18 protein-coding genes are annotated in these 20,355 nt (G+C 69.5%); 7 read left to right on the top strand and 11 right to left on the bottom strand.

Going from position 1 to position 20,355, the window contains the following annotated elements; genetic code table 11:
- The first annotated feature begins 104 nt into the window (after positions 1–104).
- From ACFQ0E_RS12330 to ACFQ0E_RS12320, 3 genes are all read left to right on the top strand, one after another.
- Entirely contained in the window at positions 105–767 is a 663-nt protein-coding gene (locus tag ACFQ0E_RS12330) for an SIMPL domain-containing protein (RefSeq protein WP_386824753.1), read from the top strand.
- A gap of 179 nt (positions 768–946) precedes the next feature.
- Positions 947–1,639, top strand: coding sequence for an energy transducer TonB (locus tag ACFQ0E_RS12325; RefSeq protein ID WP_386824232.1), 693 nt, complete (start codon positions 947–949; stop codon positions 1,637–1,639).
- A gap of 233 nt (positions 1,640–1,872) precedes the next feature.
- A complete protein-coding gene (locus ACFQ0E_RS12320) occupies positions 1,873–2,946 on the top strand; it encodes an alkene reductase (RefSeq protein WP_386824230.1) in 1,074 nt (357 codons plus the stop codon).
- Between the two features lie 55 nt (positions 2,947–3,001).
- On the opposite strand, the gene ACFQ0E_RS12315 is transcribed toward ACFQ0E_RS12320, so the two are convergent.
- Both ACFQ0E_RS12315 and rlmH read right to left on the bottom strand, forming a co-directional pair.
- Entirely contained in the window at positions 3,002–5,053 is a 2,052-nt protein-coding gene (locus ACFQ0E_RS12315) for a hypothetical protein (protein WP_386824228.1), read from the bottom strand.
- 316 nt (positions 5,054–5,369) lie between these two features.
- On the bottom strand, positions 5,370–5,840 hold the full coding sequence (rlmH, locus tag ACFQ0E_RS12310) for a 23S rRNA (pseudouridine(1915)-N(3))-methyltransferase RlmH (protein WP_137851093.1): 471 nt from the start codon (positions 5,838–5,840) through the stop codon (positions 5,370–5,372).
- A gap of 77 nt (positions 5,841–5,917) precedes the next feature.
- Here rlmH and ACFQ0E_RS12305 point away from each other — a divergent pair, with 77 nt between their 5' ends.
- Together ACFQ0E_RS12305 and ACFQ0E_RS12300 are read left to right on the top strand one after the other, a co-directional pair.
- Positions 5,918–7,420 (top strand): SLC13 family permease, encoded by a 1,503-nt coding sequence (locus tag ACFQ0E_RS12305; RefSeq protein ID WP_386824226.1) that lies wholly within the window; start codon positions 5,918–5,920, stop codon positions 7,418–7,420.
- Between the two features lie 123 nt (positions 7,421–7,543).
- A complete protein-coding gene (locus ACFQ0E_RS12300; RefSeq protein WP_386824224.1) occupies positions 7,544–9,115 on the top strand; it encodes an alkaline phosphatase PhoX in 1,572 nt (523 codons plus the stop codon).
- A 60-nt stretch (positions 9,116–9,175) separates the two neighbouring features.
- Here the strand turns inward: ACFQ0E_RS12300 and ACFQ0E_RS12295 are convergent, their stop codons facing one another.
- The 7 genes from ACFQ0E_RS12295 to ACFQ0E_RS12265 form a co-directional block, all read right to left on the bottom strand.
- The gene (locus ACFQ0E_RS12295; protein ID WP_386824222.1) at positions 9,176–9,520 is read right to left on the bottom strand and encodes a YbjQ family protein; all 345 of its coding nucleotides are present in this window, start codon (positions 9,518–9,520) and stop codon (positions 9,176–9,178) included.
- 7 nt (positions 9,521–9,527) lie between these two features.
- On the bottom strand, positions 9,528–9,932 hold the full coding sequence (gene rsfS / locus ACFQ0E_RS12290; protein WP_386824220.1) for a ribosome silencing factor: 405 nt from the start codon (positions 9,930–9,932) through the stop codon (positions 9,528–9,530).
- 103 nt (positions 9,933–10,035) lie between these two features.
- Entirely contained in the window at positions 10,036–10,761 is a 726-nt protein-coding gene (gene nadD / locus ACFQ0E_RS12285) for a nicotinate-nucleotide adenylyltransferase (protein WP_386824219.1), read from the bottom strand.
- Positions 10,761–11,819, bottom strand: a complete 1,059-nt coding sequence (gene holA, locus ACFQ0E_RS12280) for a DNA polymerase III subunit delta (protein WP_386824217.1) — start codon at positions 11,817–11,819, stop codon at positions 10,761–10,763. The genes nadD and holA overlap by 1 nt, the downstream gene beginning before the upstream one ends.
- 22 nt (positions 11,820–11,841) lie before the next feature.
- Positions 11,842–12,363: an LPS-assembly lipoprotein LptE gene (locus ACFQ0E_RS12275; RefSeq protein WP_386824215.1), complete on the bottom strand. Its 522-nt coding sequence runs from the start codon at positions 12,361–12,363 to the stop codon at positions 11,842–11,844.
- Positions 12,364–12,439: 76 nt separating this feature from the next.
- On the bottom strand, positions 12,440–15,202 hold the full coding sequence (leuS, locus tag ACFQ0E_RS12270) for a leucine--tRNA ligase (RefSeq protein ID WP_386824213.1): 2,763 nt from the start codon (positions 15,200–15,202) through the stop codon (positions 12,440–12,442).
- Between the two features lie 120 nt (positions 15,203–15,322).
- On the bottom strand, positions 15,323–16,021 hold the full coding sequence (locus ACFQ0E_RS12265) for an alpha/beta fold hydrolase (RefSeq protein WP_386824211.1): 699 nt from the start codon (positions 16,019–16,021) through the stop codon (positions 15,323–15,325).
- A 347-nt stretch (positions 16,022–16,368) separates the two neighbouring features.
- Between ACFQ0E_RS12265 and ACFQ0E_RS12260 the strand changes: the two genes are divergently transcribed.
- Complete coding sequence (locus ACFQ0E_RS12260) at positions 16,369–18,672, top strand: ATP-binding protein (RefSeq protein WP_386824209.1); 2,304 nt, start codon at positions 16,369–16,371, stop codon at positions 18,670–18,672.
- Positions 18,669–19,391 (top strand): winged helix-turn-helix domain-containing protein, encoded by a 723-nt coding sequence (locus ACFQ0E_RS12255; RefSeq protein WP_386824207.1) that lies wholly within the window; start codon positions 18,669–18,671, stop codon positions 19,389–19,391. The genes ACFQ0E_RS12260 and ACFQ0E_RS12255 overlap by 4 nt, the downstream gene beginning before the upstream one ends.
- Positions 19,392–19,446: 55 nt before the next feature.
- Here the strand turns inward: ACFQ0E_RS12255 and ACFQ0E_RS12250 are convergent, their stop codons facing one another.
- Both ACFQ0E_RS12250 and ACFQ0E_RS12245 read right to left on the bottom strand, forming a co-directional pair.
- Positions 19,447–19,908: a spore coat protein U domain-containing protein gene (locus tag ACFQ0E_RS12250; protein ID WP_386824205.1), complete on the bottom strand. Its 462-nt coding sequence runs from the start codon at positions 19,906–19,908 to the stop codon at positions 19,447–19,449.
- Positions 19,905–20,354, bottom strand: coding sequence for a Csu type fimbrial protein (locus tag ACFQ0E_RS12245; RefSeq protein WP_386824203.1), 450 nt, complete (start codon positions 20,352–20,354; stop codon positions 19,905–19,907). The genes ACFQ0E_RS12250 and ACFQ0E_RS12245 overlap by 4 nt, the downstream gene beginning before the upstream one ends.
- Position 20,355 lies beyond the last annotated feature (1 nt).

The following is a 20,355-nucleotide window of genomic DNA, read 5'->3' as shown; positions in this document are numbered from 1 at the left end:
GACCCAAGATGGTACGACGCTCCGCCTTCCCCCTCGCCCTGCCCCGCGTCCTCGCCTTCGCGCTCGCCGCCGCTTTCACCGGACTTCTCGCCACGGGCCCCGCCATGACCGCTTCCGCACAGACCCCCAGCGTCGCCACCGACGGCACCCTGCTCCAGATCAGCGCCGACGCCAGCGCCAGCCGCGTGCCCGACATCGCCACGCTGTCCACCGGCGTGGTCACCCAGTCCGCCGATGCCAACTCCGCGCTGAAGGCCAACGCCGAGCAGATGAACAAGGTCATGGCCGCAGTGAAGGCCGCCGGGATCGCCGAGCGCGACATCCAGACCAGCGGCATCAGCATCCAGCCGCAGTACCGCTACGCCGAGAACCAGCCGCCGACGATCACCGGCTACCAGGCCAGCAACACCGTGAACCTCAAGGTTCGCGACATCGGCAAGCTCGGCAAGGTGCTCGACGCCCTGGTCGCCAGCGGCGCCAACCAGGTCAACGGCCCGAACTTCGAGATCGACCAGCCCGAATCGGCCTACGACGAAGCCCGCCGCAACGCGCTGAAGAAGGCGCAGGATCGCGCCGAGATGTACGCCAAGGCGCTCGGCCTGCGCGTGCGCCGCATCGTCAGCATCAGCGAAGGCGGCGACTTCCAGCCGCCGCGCCCGATGCCGATGATGAAGATGGCGATGGCCGAGGCGCAGGACACGCCGGTGTCGCCGGGCGAAACCTCGCTGTCGGCCACTGTCAACGTGGTGTTCGAACTCGGCAAGTAATTCGACCCATCGCATGCAACACCCACGACACCCGCCGCAAGGCGGGTGTCGTCGTTTGCGGCCTCGCCATTCGATACGGAAAACGGACATCGATCGAGAGGGAAAATTTTTCATCGGACGCAACCCCGCGCATCGCGCGGGCACGTTTGCATCGCTGTCCCAACCGACGGAGGTGCCCCATGGTCCTGACCCAACGCCACCCCAGTGCACATGGACTGCACGACGCCATCGCCCGCATCCAGCCCGCGCGCGTGCTGGGCATCGCCGGCGCGATCACCCTCAACGCTGCCGCGCTGATGTTGCTGCTGGTGCCGGTGTCGGCACCGATGGGCACGATTGCAGAAGATGTCATCGATGACATCTTCGTCATCCCGGATCGTCCCACGCCACCACCTCCGACACCTCCCGAAGTCCCGGTACAGAAGACGATCCCCACCACCACACCGACGCAGCCGGTCCGCACGCAACCGCAGACGCAGGTGCAGACCCAGTCCGAAGCGCCCGTGGTCGATGGCGGCACCGATTACGTGCCGCCGGCCGATCCGGTGATCGACACCGACCCGATCAGCCCGCCGAATCCCGGCCCGCAGCCGAGCACGCGCCTGGAATACGCCTCGGCACCGGCACCGGCCTATCCGCCGGAGGCACTGGGCCGCGAGCTGGAAGGCACGGTGATGCTGAAGGTGCTGGTGGACGTGGACGGCTCGCCGCTGTCGGTGGAGATCGAGCGCAGCAGCGGCCATCGCAGGCTCGACGACGCGGCGCGGCGCCAGGTACTGCGCAAGTGGAAGTTCAAGCCGGCGATCAAGGACGGCCAGGCGATCCAGGTCTACGGCATCGTCCCGGTGAGTTTCACCCTGACCCGCGGCTGACGCCGCCGCGCGACGTCCGCAAGCCAGCCCCTCTGTTTGTGTGTGATCGGTGCGCGATCTGTGTGTGCGATGAAGTGAGAGCCCCTCGGCGCATTCGCCGCCGGTCGCAGGACCGGCGGCGTTTTTTATCCGGCGCGGCGCGGATATCCGTTCCATGGACGCATCGAATCAGGCATGGATGCGCGGATCGTTGCCTGAGACACTCATGATCATCCCTCCCACGGACCCTTCCGATGACCGCACTGTTCACGCCGCTCCAGGCAGGCGACCTGCATCTGCCGAACCGCATCCTGATGGCGCCTCTGACCCGCTGCCGCGCCGAGGATGACCATGTCCCGGGCGCGCTGATCGCCGAGTACTACGCCCAGCGCGCCAGCGCCGGCCTGATCATCGCCGAAGCGACGATGGCGATGCCGAACAACTCCGCGTTCTGGCGCGAGCCCGGCATCCACAGCGAGGCGCAGGTCGCCGGCTGGAAGCGGGTGACCGACGCCGTGCACGCCGCAGGCGGCCGGATCGTCCTGCAGATCTGGCACGGCGGTCGCGCCTGCCATCCAGACCTCAACGACGGCGCGCAGCCGGTCGCGCCCAGCGCGCTGCGCATCGAGAACGACCAGGTGTACACGCCGAAGGGCAAGGTCGATTACGTGGTGCCGCGCGTGCTTGACGATGCGGAACTGCCCGGCATCGTCGAAGGATTCGCCCATGCCGCGCGCAATGCCAAGGCGGCGGGTTTCGATGGCGTGGAAGTGCATGGCGCGAACGGCTACCTGCTCGACGAATTCCTCCGCGACGGCACCAACCTGCGCAGCGGCCCGTATGGCGGCGAGATCGCGAACCGCGCACGCCTGCTGCTGGAGGTGCTGGAAGCGGTCTGCGGCGTGTGGGGCAGCCATCGCGTGGGCCTGCGCGTCTCGCCGCTCAACAGCTACAACGACATGCGCGACAGCGATCCGGCAGGCCTGGTGCGCTGGCTCGGCAAGCGCCTGAACGACTTCGACCTGGCCTATTGGCACGTGATGCGCGGCGATTTCTTCGGCCAGCAGAGCGGCGACGTGATGACGCCGGCGCGCGAGGCCTTCGGTGGCGTGCTGATCGGCAACATGGGCTACGACGCGGACGAAGCCGAGGCAGCGATCGCGGCGGGCAAGCTCGACGCCGTCGCCTTCGGCAAGCCCTTCATCTCCAATCCGGACCTGCCCGAGCGGATCCGCGACGGCCTGCCGCTCGCCGAACCCGACCAGGCCACGTTCTACACCTGGGACGCGAAGGGCTACACGGACTACCCGCGGTACGCCGCGCCCTGACGGGCGCGACGCCGGTGGTTCGGCCGGCGATTCGATTGGCGGTTGAATCGCTGGATCAATCAGTGATCCAGCGCACGTCCGACAGGCACCACGACAGGCTGCCGCTGGTCTTGTAGGTCCAGTTGTAGCGGCGCCACGGCGAGTTGCGGTACGCGCTCAGCCCGCTGGCCGGGCCGGCCGGGCGCGTCCACTCGTTGGTTTCGTAGTCGTAGGTGCGATAGAGCTCGTTCGCGGCCTCGGCGAGCGTGGCGTCGGGCTGCCCCGTCAGGCGGCTGAAGTAATACGCCCAGGCCATCGCGCCGCCGACCGACAGCGCATGCTCCGGGCCTGCGCCATCGGCAGCGTAGGTCGAACCGTCGACGAGGGTCACGTAGTCGACCAGGCGCAGGTTCTCGGGCACGTTCGTGTAGACATCGCGCTGCGCAGGCGAGTAGGACTTCGCGCCGTATTTCAGCGCGTTGCCGGTGCGACGGATGAAGTGCGCGATCTCGGCGTTGTCGGTGAGCACGTAGGCGCGCACCATCGGATCGATCACGAAGGGCGTCTGCCAGAAGCTGACCAGCAGGCTGGCGCTGGGGCCGTTGCCCTCCTGGCTGCCGTACTTCCACAGGCCTCCGTCGACGCGGTTCGCCGGCAGCGCGCCACCGGCGCCGTTCTGGTGCCAGATCAGGTTGGTGGTGAGTGTGACGACGCGCTCGCGATACGTCTGCGCAGCGCCGGCCTTGTAGGGCACGTCGCCGAACAGCTCGTAGCCGACGACCATGCCCGACAGCTTGATGCCGACGTGACGCTCGGTATAGCTGCTGCCGGTCGACCAGCGGTCGGGTTCGTCGTTGGCGTCCTGCTGCGCCTTCGCGGCGAGCCGCGCGCCGTCCTTCGACAGATCGTCGCCGGTGGTCCAGTGCGAATACGCCAGGCCTTCCGGATAGCTGTACATCGCGCCGTTCGCGCCGATGTAGCCGGACGGATTGGGATTTTTCAGACGGAAGGTGCCGACCGCGCTGTTCGGCGTGGTGCCCTCGGGATAGAGGTTCACGCGGTAGTACTCGCCGGCGCGCACCGATTCGCGCAGCGCCTTGAAGGTGCCGCTGCGGAAATACAGGCCATGGAACGCTGACACGCGGTCGTACAGCCACGGCTCGCCCTCGGCGGCCTTGTACGGCGTCTGGTTGGCGGTGGTGACGCGCGGATCGTCCTCGTTGATGTGCGCGTAGAAGAAGTTCTTCGAAGCGAACATCTGCTCGCGGTATTCCGGATAGTGCTCGGTCGCATCCATCACGGCGGGATCGTCGCGTGTCGCGGCGATGTCCTGGTGGAACGGACGCATCGGACCGAGGCGCAGCAGCCCCTTGCTCAGCACCGAAGAAGGCAGCACCGCGTAGACGCGCGGCTCGGACACGCCGTCGCCGGCGATGAAGCTGCCCGTGGTCACCGCCTGCCAGCCGTTGCGCGGGTTCTCCAGCGAGGGACGCGACTGGGTGCGGTCGCTGAAGCCCCATTCGACGCGGATGGTCTCGGCATTCGGATGGACCACGCCGAGCGCGCGGCGGATCTGGATGCGCGCCACGCGCACCGAGGTGTTGTCGAGCGCGGCGTTGTTGATGTGACGCCAGGGCGTGAGCTGTTCGACGAAGGCCGGGATCTCCTGGCCGCGCGCATCGAGCACGCGCACTTTCGACAGCCCGGCCTGGGTGATCGAACCGCGCGGGAACGGCACGCCGAAGGTGATGAGCTGTTCGCTGCCGGCGGCCACGCCTTCGACCGGATGCAGGCGGACCTCGACGACCCCATGCAGTTCGGCGGCCGGCATCAGCGGCTTGATCACGCGCGGGCCGAGCGCGGCGGCCAGCACCTGCTGGTCGGCCTGCAGGCTGGGAGCAGCGGCGACGGGACGCCCCGCCCAGGGCTGCGGACGCGGACGCACGGGGTCGGTCGACTCGGCCGGCGAGGAGGTCGCGGCAGGGGCTGCGGCGGCGGCCTGGCGCGAGGCGGAATCGGCGGTACAGGCACTCAGGGTCGAGGCGCCTGCGATCAGGCCGATCAGGGCCGGGCGGAACAGGCGCGCGGGCAATACGGCCGACAGCGGGGACATCGGGAACAGTGGCATGGCATCTCACCTCTCGCCCGGGTCGCGCGTCGTCGCGCGCCTGGATCTCGCTCTGAACGGGGGACGTCGCAGGGCCGCGGGGGCGATCCGGCGACGGTGGTCTGGCTGCTGCGGCAGCGCAGCAATGGGCGCATGAAGCCAGCGAACGAAGATGAAAACCGTGACTGCCGTCGCCATGGATCGGGCCAATCGTCGATCGACCTCATCCACCCGAGCCGGATCACGGTGAAGAGGCGACGATCATCACGCTTTCAGGCCGTTTTCGCCACCGGATGCGCCTGCAGCGCCGGGCGATGCCTCGATGCCAGGCGCACCGTCAGGCGCGGTGGTAGGGATGGTTGGCCAGCAGCGCGGCGGCGCGATAGACCTGCTCGGCCAGCACCAGCCGTACCAGCATGTGCGGCAAGGTCAGCGGACCGAGCGACCACAGCTCGTCGGCGCGGGCGATGACCTCGGGCGCGTGGCCTTCGGGGCCGCCGATCAGGAAGGCCAGGTCGCGTCCGCCGTTGCGCCAGTGTTCCAGCCGCTGCGCCAGTTGTTCGGAGCTGTGCATGCGGCCACGACCGTCGAGGGCGATCACATGCGCCGACTTCGGCAGCGCCGCGAGCACCCGCGCGCCCTCGTCGGCGGTGGCGCGGGCGGCATCGCGGCCCTTGCCACGGAGGCCGGGCTCGATCTCGACCAGGTCCAGCGGCAGCCAGTGCGACAGGCGCTTGCGGTATTCGGCGAATCCTTCGGCGACCCAGGCGGGGGCGCGTTCGCCGACGGCGATGAGGCGTGCTTTCATGCCGTCATGGTAGCGGCCGGCCGTGCCCGTCGCGCCTGTACCATGCGCGGATCGCCGCACAGGGACGCCGCTCTGCCATGACCGCCGCCGCACCGGACACGCCGCCCGCTCCCGCCGAAGCGCCCGCAGAGACGTCCGGCATTGGCCCGCTGGGCACGAAGATCGGCGCCCTGCTCGGTCCCGCGCTGGCCGTGCTGATGCTGCTGATCGGGCCACCCGAAGGCCTGCCGGGCCCGGGCTGGCACACGCTCGCGGTGCTGGCGTGGATGGTCGTGTGGTGGGTCACCGAACCGGTGCCGATCGCGGCGACATCCCTGCTGCCGATGGTGTGGCTTCCGCTGTTCGGGATCGTGCCGATGGGCGACGCCACCGGCGCCTACGCCGACCCGATCGTGTTCCTGTTCATCGGCGGCTTCATCATCGCGGTGGCGATCGAACACTGGCGGCTGCACGAGCGCATCGCGCTGGCGATGATCGCGGCGGTCGGCACGCGCCCGGTGGCGCTGGTCGGCAGCTTCGCGCTGGCCGCCTGCCTGCTGTCGATGTGGATCTCGAACACCGCGACCACGATGATGCTGGTGCCGATGGCGCTGGGCGTGGCGCAGGCGATCGCGCACTCCAGCGGCCACGACCGCGAGCAGGCGGCGCCGCTGACCGCAGCGCTGGTGCTGATGGTCGCCTACGGCGCCTCGATCGGCGGCATCGGCACGCCGGTGGGGTCGCCGACCAACCTGGTCGCGATGGGCTACCTGCGCAAGGAAGGCCTGGACCTCGGTTTCGCGCAGTGGATGATCATCGCGCTGCCGCTGATGGTGGTGATGCTGCTGGCCTGCTGGTGGCTGCTCTCGCGCCCGTTGCGCGGTCACGCCGCCAATCCGGACGTGGCGCGCATGCTCGACGCCCGACGGCGTGCGCTCGGGCCGATGTCGACGCCCGAGCGCCGCGTGCTCATCGTCTTCGCGCTGGTCGCGCTGGCGTGGATGTTCGCGCCTCTGCTGAAGAAGATCGACGGACTGTCGGGGCTCAACGACACGGTGATCGCGATCGCCGGCGCACTGCTGCTGTTCGCGATCCCGTCCGGCGACGCCGCGAATCCGTCGCGCCGGCTGCTGGACTGGAAGACCGCCGAACGCATTCCCTGGGGCGTGGCGCTGCTGTTCGGCGGCGGCCTGAGCGTGGCCGCGGCGATGGAAGCGCATGGCGTCAGCGGCTGGCTGGGCGACGCGTTGTCGGGCATGCGCACGCTGCCGCCGATCCTGGTGCTGTTGCTGCTGGCGACGCTGACCGTGTTCGCCTCGGAATTCATGTCGAACGTGGCGACGCTGGCCGCGTTCCTGCCGGTGGTCGGCGCGGTCTCGGTCGCGACCGGGCTGCCGCCGCTGGTGCTGGTGTTCTGCGCCTCGATGTCGGCCAGCCTCGCGTTCATGATGCCCGCCGGCACCGCGCCGAACGCCATCGCCTACGGCACCGGCGCGGTGAAGATGCGGCAGATGATCCGCGTGGGCCTGTGGCTGAACCTGTTCGGCATCGTCGCGATCACGCTCGCCGGCGAATGGCTGGCGCCGGTGGTGCTCGGCTGACGCGGCACGGCGTCGATCGTGATCGATGACGATCGATGACATCGGCTGTCACCTCGCCGTCACGGTGCGGTGACACGCGTCGCCTAGCGTGCGGGGCTCCCCCGCTTTCCGCCAGGACAGACGATGACCACGATCGAGAAGGACGCAATCGATGATCTCCGCCGCAACCTCGTGAAGGGCTCCGCAGCCGCGATGGCGCTGGGCGCCACCGGTGCGCTCGGCGCACTGCATTCGCGCCAGGCCGAAGCCCGCACGCTGGGCGACCCCACGCGGCTCGCGCCGATCCCCAATCCCTACGGCGCGCTGGCGCCGGTGAAGGACGACAGCACCGGCCTGCCGCTGCTGCGCCTGCCGCCTGGCTTCCGCTACGCCAGCTACGGCTGGAGCGGCGACCGCATGAGCGACGGCCAGCCCACGCCCGACCGTCACGACGGCATGGCTGCGATGCGCGGCCAGGGCCGCTTCGGCTTCCAGTTCGACCATCCGGGCATCTGCAAGGGCCGTGGTCCGGCGCTGGTGCTGGTGCGCAACCATGAGCGCGGTGCCGGCACGCAGATCCAGGCGCCCGCGATCTACGACAGCGGCGACATCGGCGGCGGCAACGGCGCGCTGTCCGGCGGCGGCACCACCAACCTGTGGTATCGCGACGGCGAATGGCTGGGCGCGGAAGCCAGCCTCGGCGGCACGCTGGTCAACTGCGCCGGCGGCCCGACGCCGTGGGGCACCTGGCTGACCTGCGAGGAGATCAAGACCAACGCCGTGTCATCCACGGGTCGGAAGCACGGCTACGTGTTCGAGGTGAACCCGCGCGCCGAGCTCACCCGCCCGACGCCGATCGTCGACATGGGCCGCTTCAGCCACGAAGCCGTGGCCATCGACCCGGTCACCGGCTTCGTCTATCTCACCGAGGACGACCGCAACAAGTCCGGCCTGTACCGCTACATCCCGAATGACCGCCGCCCGCGCCCGGGCGCGCTCGAGCGGGGTGGTCGCCTGCAGGCCGCGCGCGTGAAGGGCAAGCCCAATGCCGACCTGATCGTCGCCGCGATCGGCGACAGCTACGCACTGGAATGGGTGGACGTGCCCGATCCGGACCTCGACGGCATTGTCGCGCCCGCCGGATTCCCCGACATCTCCGCTAGCGAGACCCTCAGCGGCCCGTTCGCGCAGGCATGGAGCGCCGGCGCGCTGCGCATGAGTCGCGGCGAAGGCATCTGGTACGCGCAAGGCAAGCTGTTCATCGTCGACACCAGCACCGGCGTCGACGAGCGCGGACGTCGCGGTCGCGGCGAAGGCGCGGTGTGGGTGCTGGACCTGGCGCAGATGCGCATGACCGCGCTGTTCGTCAGCGGCAATCAACTGGCCGCGAACAATCCCGACAACGTGACCGTCAGCCCGCGCGGCGGCGTGCTGCTCTGCGAGGACGGCGGCGAAAGCCCGGACGGCAACGGCAACGGCGCGCGCCTGGTCGGCCTGACCCGCGACGGCCAGTGCTTCCATTTCGCGAAGAACGACGTGGAACTCACCGCATCGCAGATCGCCGACGCCGGCAAGACCGTGACCGAAGGCGACTATCGCGACAGCGAATTCTGCGGCGCGTGCTGGGACCCGTTCGGGCGCACGCTGTTCGTGAACCTGCAGTCCCCGGGGATCACGTTCGCGATCACCGGGCCGTGGTGGAAGGGCCCGCTCTGAGTTTCGATGACATGGATGGGTCGCGCAGGGATGCGCGGCCCGTCAGACCGGAAACGCGGATCAGGCCTGCGGCGTCGGCAGTTCGGTGACGCGCACCGCAGTGCCGTAGCACAGCACTTCGGTGACGCCGGCCATCACTTCGGTGGCGTCGTAGCGGACGCCGATGATCGCGTTGGCGCCCATGCGATCCGCTTCGCGGCACATCTGGTCGAACGCATCGCGACGCGCCTGTTCGCAGAGTTCGCGATACAGGCTGATGTCGCCGCCGAAGATCGTCTGGATGCCGGCAAGGAAGTTGCCGACCACCGAGCGCGAACGCACGGTCAGGCCGCGCACCACGCCGTAATTGCGCAGGATCGGCTGTCCGGGCAGTTCCAGCGCGGTGGTGACGTGGGTGCGCTGCATGCGTGGCTCAGGCCTCTTCCGCGTCCGGCGGCTGGTCGCCCACCGTCCACAGCCGCTCCAGCGCGTAGAACTCGCGCACGCGCGGCAACATGACGTGGACCACGACATCGCCGAGGTCGACGAGGACCCATTCGGCCTCGCGCTCGCCTTCGACGCCCAGCGGCAGCACATCGAGGTCCTTGACCTTGCGCACCACTTCGTCGGCGATCGACTTGACGTGGCGGGTGGAGGTGCCCGAGGCGATGACGATCCAGTCGCAGACGCTGGTCTTGCCGCGGACGTCGATCTCGACGACATCCTTGGCCTTCAGGTCCTCGACGCCGGCACGCACCTGGCGGAGCATGGCGTCGACCGAGGGGGCGGGTTTGGGCAGCACGGTCTTGATGACGTGCGCGTTGTTGCTGTTGCTCAAGAGCGATCCTCGCGGAAACTGGCCGGGATTATAGGCGATGACCATGCCGGCCCCTGCCGGGGCGACGGACGGCACGCGTTGCGGGGCGGGCACGGCAGGGCGATCAACGCGGCGGGGCCGGCGGCAGGACGATGGGCGTGGCGCCGTACAGGCCGCGTTCGACGATGCAGCGGGCGACCGCCGGCGGCAGGAGATGGTGCCAGGTCTCCCCGGCGGCGATCCGGCGGCGGATCTGGGTCGCCGACTCCGGATGCAGCGGCTGGCGCAGGCGCAGCACCTTGCCGCCGGGCGTCGTCCGCAGCGCATGGGCGTCCAGGGTCCAGCGACCGGCGACCAGCCGCGCCACGGGCGGCGGCAGGTGTTCGTCGAGCGCGCTGCCCGGGCGCTCGGCCACGACCCAGTGCGCCCCGGCGAGCAGGGCCTCGGGCTCGCGCCAGCCGGCGAAGCCATGCAGGCTGTCGGCGCCGATGACGAAGGCGATCGGCGCGTCCTCGCCGAATTTCGCGCGCAGCTCTCGCAGGGTGTCGACGGTGTAGCTCGGCGCATCGCTGCGCGCGGAGCGCTCCAGCTCGCGCCTGTCCACGCGCAGCCCGGCCTGGCCCTCGATGGCGAGGTCGAGCATCGCGGCGCGGTCCTCGGCCTTCGCACCCGGCGCCTCGCGATGCGGCGGATCGGCGGCGGGCATCAGCCAGACCGTAGTGCCCAGCGCCTCGCGCACAGCGCGGGCGATGGCCAAGTGACCGTTGTGCACGGGGTCGAAGGTGCCGCCGTAGAACACGCGGAGCCGCTTGGGCAACGCGGCGCCGGGCTGCGCTGAACCCGAAAACATCAGCCGCCCGCCCGCTTCGCCAGCAACTGCATGCCGCGCTGCTCGGACATCGCCAGCAGCAGGCGCTCCAGGGCCAGCCAGGCGTCCGCCGGCTCCTCGCCGATGCGCGGGCGGCCCTTGGCGATACGGTCAACCTTCCCCGCCTCGGCGAGCAGGGCCTCCCAGCGCGCGGCATCGTGGCGCTGCAGGGCCCGCCGGTAGACCGCCTGCTTCGAATCCCAGACCCGCTGCGCCTTGAACTCGCTGGCCAGGTTGCCGCCCTTGGCGTTCACACGGGCCAGCGCGGCGATGCGCTGCAGCTCCATCACCAGCATGCCCATCAGCGCGGGCACCGCTTCACCCTCGGCGCGCAGGCCGTGGAGCATGCGCAACGCATGTGCGCCCTGCCCGTTCAACGCCGCGTCGAGCAGGCGGAAGATGTCGAAGCGCGCGGCATCGGCGACGTAGGACTCCATCCGCGCCAGGTCGATCGGCTGGCCGTCGGACAGCAGGGCGAGCTTGTCGATCTCCTGCCCTGCCGCGAGCAGGTTGCCTTCGACACGTTCGACCAGGCGCTCGACGGCGTCGCGGTCGGCGCGCAGGCCGCGCGCGCGCAGGCGACGCTCGACCCATTCGGTGAGTTCATGCGGCTTCAGCGCCCAGGCGATGGCGTGGTGGCCGACGCGGGCGACAGCCTCGCTCCACTTGCCGCCGTGCTGGCGGCTCCAGTCGTCGCCGGTGATCAGCAGGACCACGTCCTGCGGCGCCTGCGCGCAGAACTCGGAAATGACCTCGGCGCCTTCCTTGCCCGGCTTGGCCGAGGGCATGCGCACTTCGATGAGGCGCCGCGAGGCGAACAGGCTCATCGCGCCGAAGCTCTGCACCAGCCGGTTCCAGTCCGCGTCACGGCCGTCGGCGTCGAAGACCTCGCGCTCGTCGATGCCGTCGGCGCGCGCCCTGGCACGCACGGCATCGGCAGCCTCCAGCACGCGCAGCGGCTCGGGACCGGCGATCAGGTAGACGGGACGCAGCGGCTCGTTCGGCAGCTGCGCGATCAGGCGTTCGGGCGTGAGTTCCATCGTGTGGCCGCGCGCCCGCGGCTCAGGGACGGGACCCTGACGCGCCGGAAGCGCCACGCAGCGCGGCATCCACGCGACGCAGGATCGAGGCGCTCATCTCGCGACGCATTTCATTGGCCAGCAGTTCGCGCTCGCTGCCGCTGCCGATGGAATCGCTGGGCGGGGCGATGTAGTCGCGCGACAGCTCGACCGCCTGCTGCGGCACGATCACGGTGTCGTCGGCCTTGCGCAGGCGGAACACCACGGCGTAGCGCATGCTGTATTCCTGGGCGCGGCCCTGGACATCGATCGCGATCGGGATGTCGACCCACTTCTCCGACAGGACCTCCAGCCGGGTCGCCTGGTCGGTCGTGGCCGCGGGCACCGCACCCGCACGCTCCAGCGCGCGCGCCAGCGACGAGGCCAGGGGGCTGTAGGGATCCTGGGCGGTCACCGCGACGGGGCCGAGATCGGTCGGCAGTTCCAGCGCGTTGCGCAGGTGGAAGCCGCAACCGGCGGTGGAGAGGGCGAGCAGGAGGCCGAAGGCGATGCGGAGTCTGGTCATGGGCGGAGTCTGAGGGAGGGGCGCGCGGGGGGCAAGCCGACCGGCGGGCGCGCGGCCCGCCGGGTGCATGCGTCATTCACCCCGCCACGATGTTCACGATCTTGCCGGGTACGACGATGATCTTCTTCACCGCCATGCCTTCCATGAACCGGAGCACGTTCGGCTCGGCCAGGGCCAGGGCCTCGATCTCGTCCTTCGGCGTCTGCACGCCAATCTCTATCGTGCCGCGCAGCTTGCCGTTGACCTGCACCGCCAGGGTCACCGCGTCGCGCACCAGCGCGGCGGAATCGGCCTGCGGGAACGGCACGTCCTCCAGCAGCGTCTCGGCATTGCCCAGCACCTGCCACAGCCGGTGGCAGATGTGCGGCGTCACCGGGTTGAGCAGCAGGACCATGGTCTGCAGGGTCTCATGGCGCACGGCGCGGCCCTGTTCGCTCATGTCGTCGAACTTCGAGACGTGGTTGAGCAGCTCCATCAGCGCCGCGATCGCGGTGTTGAAGCTGTAGCGTCGACCGTAGTCGTCGCCGACCTTCTGGATCGCCTCGTGCAGCTGGCGACGCATGGTCTTCTGCGCGGCGTTCAGCGCGGCGACGTCGACTTCCGGATGATCCGGCTGCGCGGCATGCGTGGTCACCTCGCGCCAGAAGCGGCGCAGGAAGCGCGACATGCCTTCGACGCCGGCCTCGTTCCACTCCAGCGACTGCTCCGGCGGCGCGGCGAACATCGAGAACAGGCGCACGGTGTCGGCGCCGAACCTGTCGACCATGGCCTGCGGGTCGACACCGTTGTTCTTCGACTTCGACATCTTCTCGACCGCACCGATCTTCACCGGGGCGCCGTCGGACTTCGACTTGGCACCGACGATGCGGCCCTTGTCGTCGCGCTCGATCTCGACATCGGCCGGATTGATCCAGTCCTTCGAACCATCCGCGTTGTCGCGATAGAACGTTTCCGCAATCACCATACCTTGGCACAGCAGGTTCACCGCCGGCTCGTCGCTGGCCACCAGGCCTTCGTCACGCAGCAGCTTGTGGTAGAAGCGGAAGTACAGCAGGTGCAGGATCGCGTGCTCGATGCCGCCGATGTACTGGTCGACCGGCGTCCAGTATTTCGCGCGGTCGTCGACCATGTCGGCCGCGCCCGGCGAGGTGTAGCGGGCGTAGTACCAGCTCGACTCCATGAAGGTGTCGAAGGTGTCGGTCTCGCGCTCGGCGGGGCCGCCGCAGTGCGGGCAGGTGGTCTTGCGCCATTCCGGGTCCGCCTTGATCGGCGACAGCACAACGCCGGCGGCGAACGCATCCTGCACGTCCTCCGGCAGCAGCACCGGCAGCTGGTCCTCGGGCACCGGGACCGCGTCGCACTTCGGGCAGTAGATCACCGGAATCGGGCAACCCCAGTAGCGCTGGCGGCTCACGCCCCAGTCGCGCAGGCGGAAGTTGACCTTGCGCGCGCCCTTGCCCTCGGCCTCGAAGCGCGCGGCCAGCGCATCCAAAGCGCCGTCGAAATCCAGGCCGTCGTATTCGCCGGAGTTGATCAGCAGTCCGCGCTCGGTGTGCGCGACACCCTGCTCGATGCGCTCGAAGTATTCGCGGACCACCGCCACGGCGGCGTCGATCTCGACCACGTCGACCGGCGCGTGCGCGCCCAGCGCGACCGCCATCGGGTCGTCGTGATCCTTCAGGTGCGAGGCGATCTCGGCCAGCGCGTCGCGCACTGCGGGCGAGACGATCACCGGCTTCACCGGCAGGCCGTAGGCCTTGGCGAATTCCGCATCGCGCTGGTCGTGCGCCGGCACGGCCATGACCGCGCCGGTGCCATAGCCCATCAGCACGAAGTTGGCGACGTAGATCGGCACGTCTTCGCCGGTGACCGGATGGATCGCCCACAGGCCGGTGGCCATGCCACGCTTTTCCTGGGTCTCCAGCTCCGCCTCGGACACGCCGCCCTGGCGCAGCTCGGCCAGGAACGCGGCCAGCTCGGGATTGGACTCGGCAGCCTTGCGCGCCAGCGGATGCTCGCCGGCGATGCTGATGAAGGTCACGCCCATCAGGGTGTCGGGGCGCGTGGTGTAGACGGTCAGCGGCTCGGCTTCGCCGTCGACGCGGAACTGGATCTCCAGGCCCTCGCTGCGACCGATCCAGTTGCGCTGCATGGTCTTCACCGAATCCGGCCAGCCCGGCAGCGTATCCAGGCCGTCCAGCAGCTCCTGCGCGTAGGCAGTGATCTTCAGGAACCACTGCGGGATCTCGCGCTTCTCGACGATCGCGCCCGAGCGCCAGCCGCGGCCGTCGATGACCTGCTCGTTCGCGAGCACGGTCTGGTCGACCGGATCCCAGTTCACCACCGAGTTGCGGCGGTAGACCAGGCCCTTCTTCATCAGCCGGGTGAACATGCGCTGCTCGTGGACGTAGTAGTCCGGGCGGCAGGTGGCGAACTCGCGCGACCAGTCGATCGCATAGCCCAGCGACTGCAGCTGGCCGCGCATGTGCTCGATGTTGGCGTAGGTCCAGGTCGCAGGCGCGGTCTTGTTCTTGATCGCGGCGTTCTCGGCCGGCAGGCCGAAGGCGTCCCAGCCCATCGGCTGCAGCACGTTGTGGCCGGTCATGCGCTTGTAGCGGCTGATCACGTCGCCGATGGTGTAGTTGCGCACGTGGCCCATGTGCAGCGCGCCCGACGGGTACGGCAGCATCGACAGGCAGAAATACTTGGGCTTGTCCGCAAGCTCCGTCACCTCGAAGGCGCGGGTGTCGCGCCAGAACGACTGGGCGGCGGCTTCGATGGACTGGGGCGAATACTGAGCGGACTCAGCGGGCTCGGTGGTGGCGGGCTCGGCGGACACGGCGGTTTCTGGGGGCGTGGAAGAACCGTCAAGACTACCCCAGCCGCCCCCTTCCCCGCCAGAAATCCATCGAAAATCAAATGTATACCCACCGCCCCGGTGGCCCGCGAACCACGCCGATCAGCGGATCAGGTCGGCCTGGGTCGAGGCGGTCCCGGTCAGCAGGCCGAAGTGCCCGGTGACGAAGCTCAGGCTGGAGGTCTCGCCGGCGATCTGCGAGCTGTGGACGCCGCCTACGGTGCAGACACCGGTCGCGCAGACCACCTGGTCGCTCCAGGACTTGATCGAATGCATCCGCGCGCCGAAGCGCTTGCCGGACAGCCCGTTCAGCAATGGACTGCCGACCGACAGCCCCCAGTAACCGCAGGTGCTGGTGACGACGTTGAACGGATAGCTGCCGCAGCTCCAGAGCCCCCGGAACGCGCCGGCGATGCCGACGAAGCTGTCGACGTAGCCGCGCGCCGCGATGCGGTCGATCACCCGCGCGGACAGCGTCGCACCCATCGAGTGACCGATGACATCGATCTTTCCGGTGCACGACAGCGCGATCGCGTCGATGATCGCGTTCTCGACCGGCGTCTCCTCGCTGCCGCTGTGGTCGTTGCAGGCCGCGCAGGTCTTGCTGCCCCAGTTCGGCCGGAAGATCTGCGACGACGCATAGCCGCGCCGCTGCAGCTCGGCGACGGTGTTGTCGAAATCGGCGGGTTTCCCGGTATTGCCGTGCACCAGCACCACGCTGTCGACGCAGGCCGCGCGCGCGGCGCCGATCGACAGGAACAGCATGCACACCGCCACCGCGCACATCGCGAAACGCTTCATGGTCCACTCCCTGGCCGGCGCACGTGGCCGGATGACGCGATCCTGCGCCGCCGCCTTGCGCTGCGGAATTGGACGATGGGGCATCGTGCGCCGCAGCATGTCGGACACCTGCGGTCGCGACCTGCAACAGCCGTTTCCGGTTGGTGCCGCCCGCACCCACCCTGTCCGATCAGACAGGTCGATTCTGCTCCGCCAGCCACGAAGCGACTGAAGGCGGAGGAGTAGAGTTGCCGTGGCGATCACCCTGAACCGCAACGCGCACAGGCGACATGTCCAGCCGGCCACGAGATCCCTCCACTTCCGCAGCCGATGGCGCACAGCGCGAGCGTGGCAGTGGCACGGCGCAGATGCTGCGACTGGCAGCCACGATCTGCTCGACGCCCATCGCGCTGATGCTGCGCCAGGACGCTCCCGGCAGGCAGGCACGCGTGTCGGCATACGGTCTCGCCACCGGAGAGTATGGCGCCATGGCCGCACGCTGTCTGGAGGCGCTCGGCCATCGGCCGGCGATCTGGATCGAGGATGCCCGGGCCACCGGCAACGCACCGCCCCTCCTCCCGCATCTGCGCCATCTGGCTGCGGTGCGCCTGCAGGGGCGTGACGGCCGGACACAGGGGGCGCTGTGCGTCGCTTCGCCCGAGCCACGCAGGCGCGACGAAGGCCGCCTGGCGGCGCTGCGGCTGTTGTCCCGACAGGCACTGACCGCCATCGAGCACCAGGAGGCGCTGGCGCGCGCATCGGCGGCGGACGCTGCGGAAACGAGGGCGAACGGCATGGTCGGCGCCCTGCTGGACACCGCCATGGATGCGTTCCTGGTCGTGGACCGGGACGGCGCCATCATGCGCGGCAATACGGCCGCCGAGCGGATGTTCGGCGTTGGCGGCGGCGAGACCAGGGGGACATCGCTCGTCGACCTGCTGCTGCCCGGCCCACAGCGCCTGGAACTGGAGCGCAGGCTTCGCGCGGGGTTGCCGCGCTCGCCGGTGCTGCGGATCGACATGGAAGCCCTGCGCGCGGACGGCAGCGTGTTTCCGGTCGAACTCGCGGCCACGCGCGTCGAGGGGAGCGAGGACGGCAGCATCGTCGTGTGCGTGCGCGACGCCACCGAACAGAAGCGCAGCAGTGCGCGGGCCGAGGCCGACCTGCGCGCGAAGAGCGAATTCCTGTCACGCCTCAGCCACGACATCCGCACGCCGCTGAACGGGATCATCGGCCTGAGCGATCTGACCGCCGAGGCCGGCAACGACGAGGACCGCGACCACTACCTGCGGATGATGCGCGACAGCGCCTACGGCCTGCTGGAAACGGTCAACAGCATCCTGGACTACTCCAAGATCGATTCCGTCGGCATCCAGCCGGTGATGCGCAGCTTCAGCCCGCAGACCGCACTGACCGAAACCCTGAAGATGCTCGCGGCGCGCGCGCGCGACAAGGGACTGGATTTCCGCGTGATCCATCGCGCCCATGCGCTGGGCCGGCTGATCGGCGATCCCGGCTTCCTGCGCCAGATCGCCTACAACCTGGTCGGCAACGCGATCCGCTTCACCGATCGCGGCCACGTGCGGGTGACGGTGAAGACCAGTGCAGCCGACAACGGGCGCGTCGCCTTCGTGATGGACGTGGAGGACAGCGGCATCGGCATCCCTGCAGACGAACACGAGCGGATCTTCGAAGCCTTCACCCAGGCGCACGTCGAGGCGCCGCAGCACCGCATCGGCAGCGGCCTGGGCCTGGCGATCGCGCGCCGCCTGGCGGAAGCGATGAACGGCCGGATCGAACTGGAAAGCACGCAGGGCGTCGGCAGCCGCTTCAGCCTGCACCTGGAGTTCGACCAGGACCAGCACACCAGCGAAGACTCGACCGCGATCGAACACAGCGTCGGCGAGCACGCGCAGCTGCACGTGCTGGTGGTCGACGACAACGACACCAACCGGCTGGTCGCCGGCCGGCTGGTCGCGCGCAACGGCTATCGCGTCACCGAAGCCGCGACCGGGCCAGAAGCGGTCGAGATCGCGGCCAATGACCGGCCCGCACTGGTCCTGATGGACCTGCGGCTGCCTGGCATGAACGGCCTTGAGGCGATGGCCGCGATCCGTGCCCTGCCTGGCTGCGCGCTCGTCCCGGCTATCGCGCTGACCGCGCACGCACTGGTCGGCGATCGCGACCGCTTCCTGATGATGGGCATGGAAGGCTACGTGGCCAAGCCGTTCAGTGGCGAGGCCCTGCTTGCGGAGATGGATCGCGTACTGGGCATGGCGCGGGTGCGCAGGATCCGTCTGCCCGAGGCCCACGTCGTCGGCGGCGGTCGATTCTCGCGGCTGCTCGACAGCCTCGACGGCAATCCTCGCCTGTTCGCGATCATCGCGCGCAAGGCGGCGCAGGAATTCCGCAGCGCGGCGGACGACCTGCCCAGGCACCTCAAACAGCGGGACTGGCCCGCGCTGATCGAGCTGGTGCATCGGCTCAAGGGCAGCTGGCCGCTCTATGCCGCGCCGGGGCATGCCATGCTCGCCGACCGCTGCATGGGCACGGTGTCGCGCAGGCACGCCGCCGCATCGCGCGAGCCGATCGCCGCGCTGTGCACCGCGCTCAGGGAAACCGCACACGCACTGGAACAGTGGCTCGAAGAACACAGGAGGGGGGGACGATGAACATGGACGGGCGCGATGGCGAGGCGCGACGGCGGATCGTGCTGGTCGAGGACGACGACCTGCAGGGCATGCTGCTGGAGGTGTACCTGCGCGAGCATGGACTGGAGGTCCAGCGGGTCGGCCGGGGCGACGAAGCGCCCGCGCTGATCCTCGGCACACAGCCGGACGCCGTGATCCTGGACACGATGCTGCCGGGCAAGGACGGCTTCGAGGTGTGCCGCGAAGTGCGCCCGGGCTATCTCGGTCCGATCCTGATGCTCACCGCGCGCTCGGAAAACCTGGACCAGGTCCTCGGCCTCGAACTGGGCGCGGACAACTACCTGATCAAGCCCGTCGAGCCGCGGGTGATCCTCGCGCATCTGCGCGCCAGCATGCGTCGCCCGCAGACACCGTCGGCCGGCGAGCGCGACGAACTGCGCTACGGCCTGTTCTCGATCAACCGGGCAACACGCAGCGTGCGCCTGGGGGACGAAGAGCTGTCCTTCAGCACGGCGGAATTCGACCTGCTCTGGCTGCTGGCCGAACACGCCGGGGCGATTCTCAGCCGCGACGCGATCAAGCGCGCACTGCACGGCATCGATCACGACGGTCTGGACCGTTCGATCGACATGCGGATCTCGCGGCTGCGGCGCAGGCTCGGCGACGACGCGGAACAGCCGACCCGCATCAAGACGGTGCGCGCGCGCGGCTACCTGTTCAGCCGGACCGACTGGAATTGAGCGCGAGCCGGCGCGCGACGCGGACCGGACGCGGTCGGCTGCGGTATCGCGGGGCTCAAGGCTCCAGCAGCACGCGGATCGTGTCAGTGTAGGTGTCGGCCGGCAGGTCGCGATAGTCGTCGCCGCGCAGGGTAGCGGCCAGCGGCAGCTCGATCGGGACGCGGAACCCGGTGCCGATGCCGGAGAAGGCCTCGGCCGCCAGCGTGTAGGGCAGGAAAGCCTCGCCGGCGCGCATGCGCCGACGCCCGGCGGCCGCGTCGAAGCCCTGTCCAGAATCGACGCTGAGCCGGTAGTCCACGCCACGCGTGCACTGCAGGCGCACCGCGCCCTGGGCCTCGACATCGACCGGTCGCGAGGGATCGAGGTCCCCGAAGCGGATGTCGTCGACCGAAACGATCTTGCATACACCGAGGACCGTCGCGCTGACCCGCACCGTCGCCACGTCCCCGGCCTGCGCACGCGGCGCCGCCAGCCCGAGCACGCAGGCGACGAGGGCGAGGGCGGCAAGCCGGCTCATGGCAGCACCGTCAGCACGACTTCGTCGTGGTAATCGCCTACCCAGGCATCCTGCAGCGGTTCGATGCGCGCGAACACCGGCACCCTCGCCCGCCCGCGCGAGGTCGCGCCGGACACCAGCCCCGCACCGCGATCGGTCCACAGTCGGGTCGCGGAGGCGTCCTGGTAGAGGTTGTAGCGCAGCAGGTCGGGATGGAACGCATGCCGCATCGCCCGGGCGTCCACCGTCCCGGAGGTCGCACTCTGCCCGAGCGACAGTTCGAACTGCAGGTCGCCGCCGTCGCAGCGCACCTCGATCTCGTAGCCCTGGACCATGACCACGGGACTGGACGGGTCGTAGCTGCCCAGCACCAGCGCATCCGCCCACACCGCACAGGCGGCATGAGCCGACCCGCTGGTCAGACAGAGGACGATCGCCAGCAGCGGCGCGCGCAGATCAGGATGCAAT

Origin of the sequence: Lysobacter brunescens (assembly GCF_042677005.1) — a bacterium.
GTDB classification, from domain to species: Bacteria; Pseudomonadota; Gammaproteobacteria; order Xanthomonadales; family Xanthomonadaceae; genus Lysobacter_I; species Lysobacter_I brunescens.
This window is presented reverse-complemented; position numbering and strand designations above follow the sequence as displayed.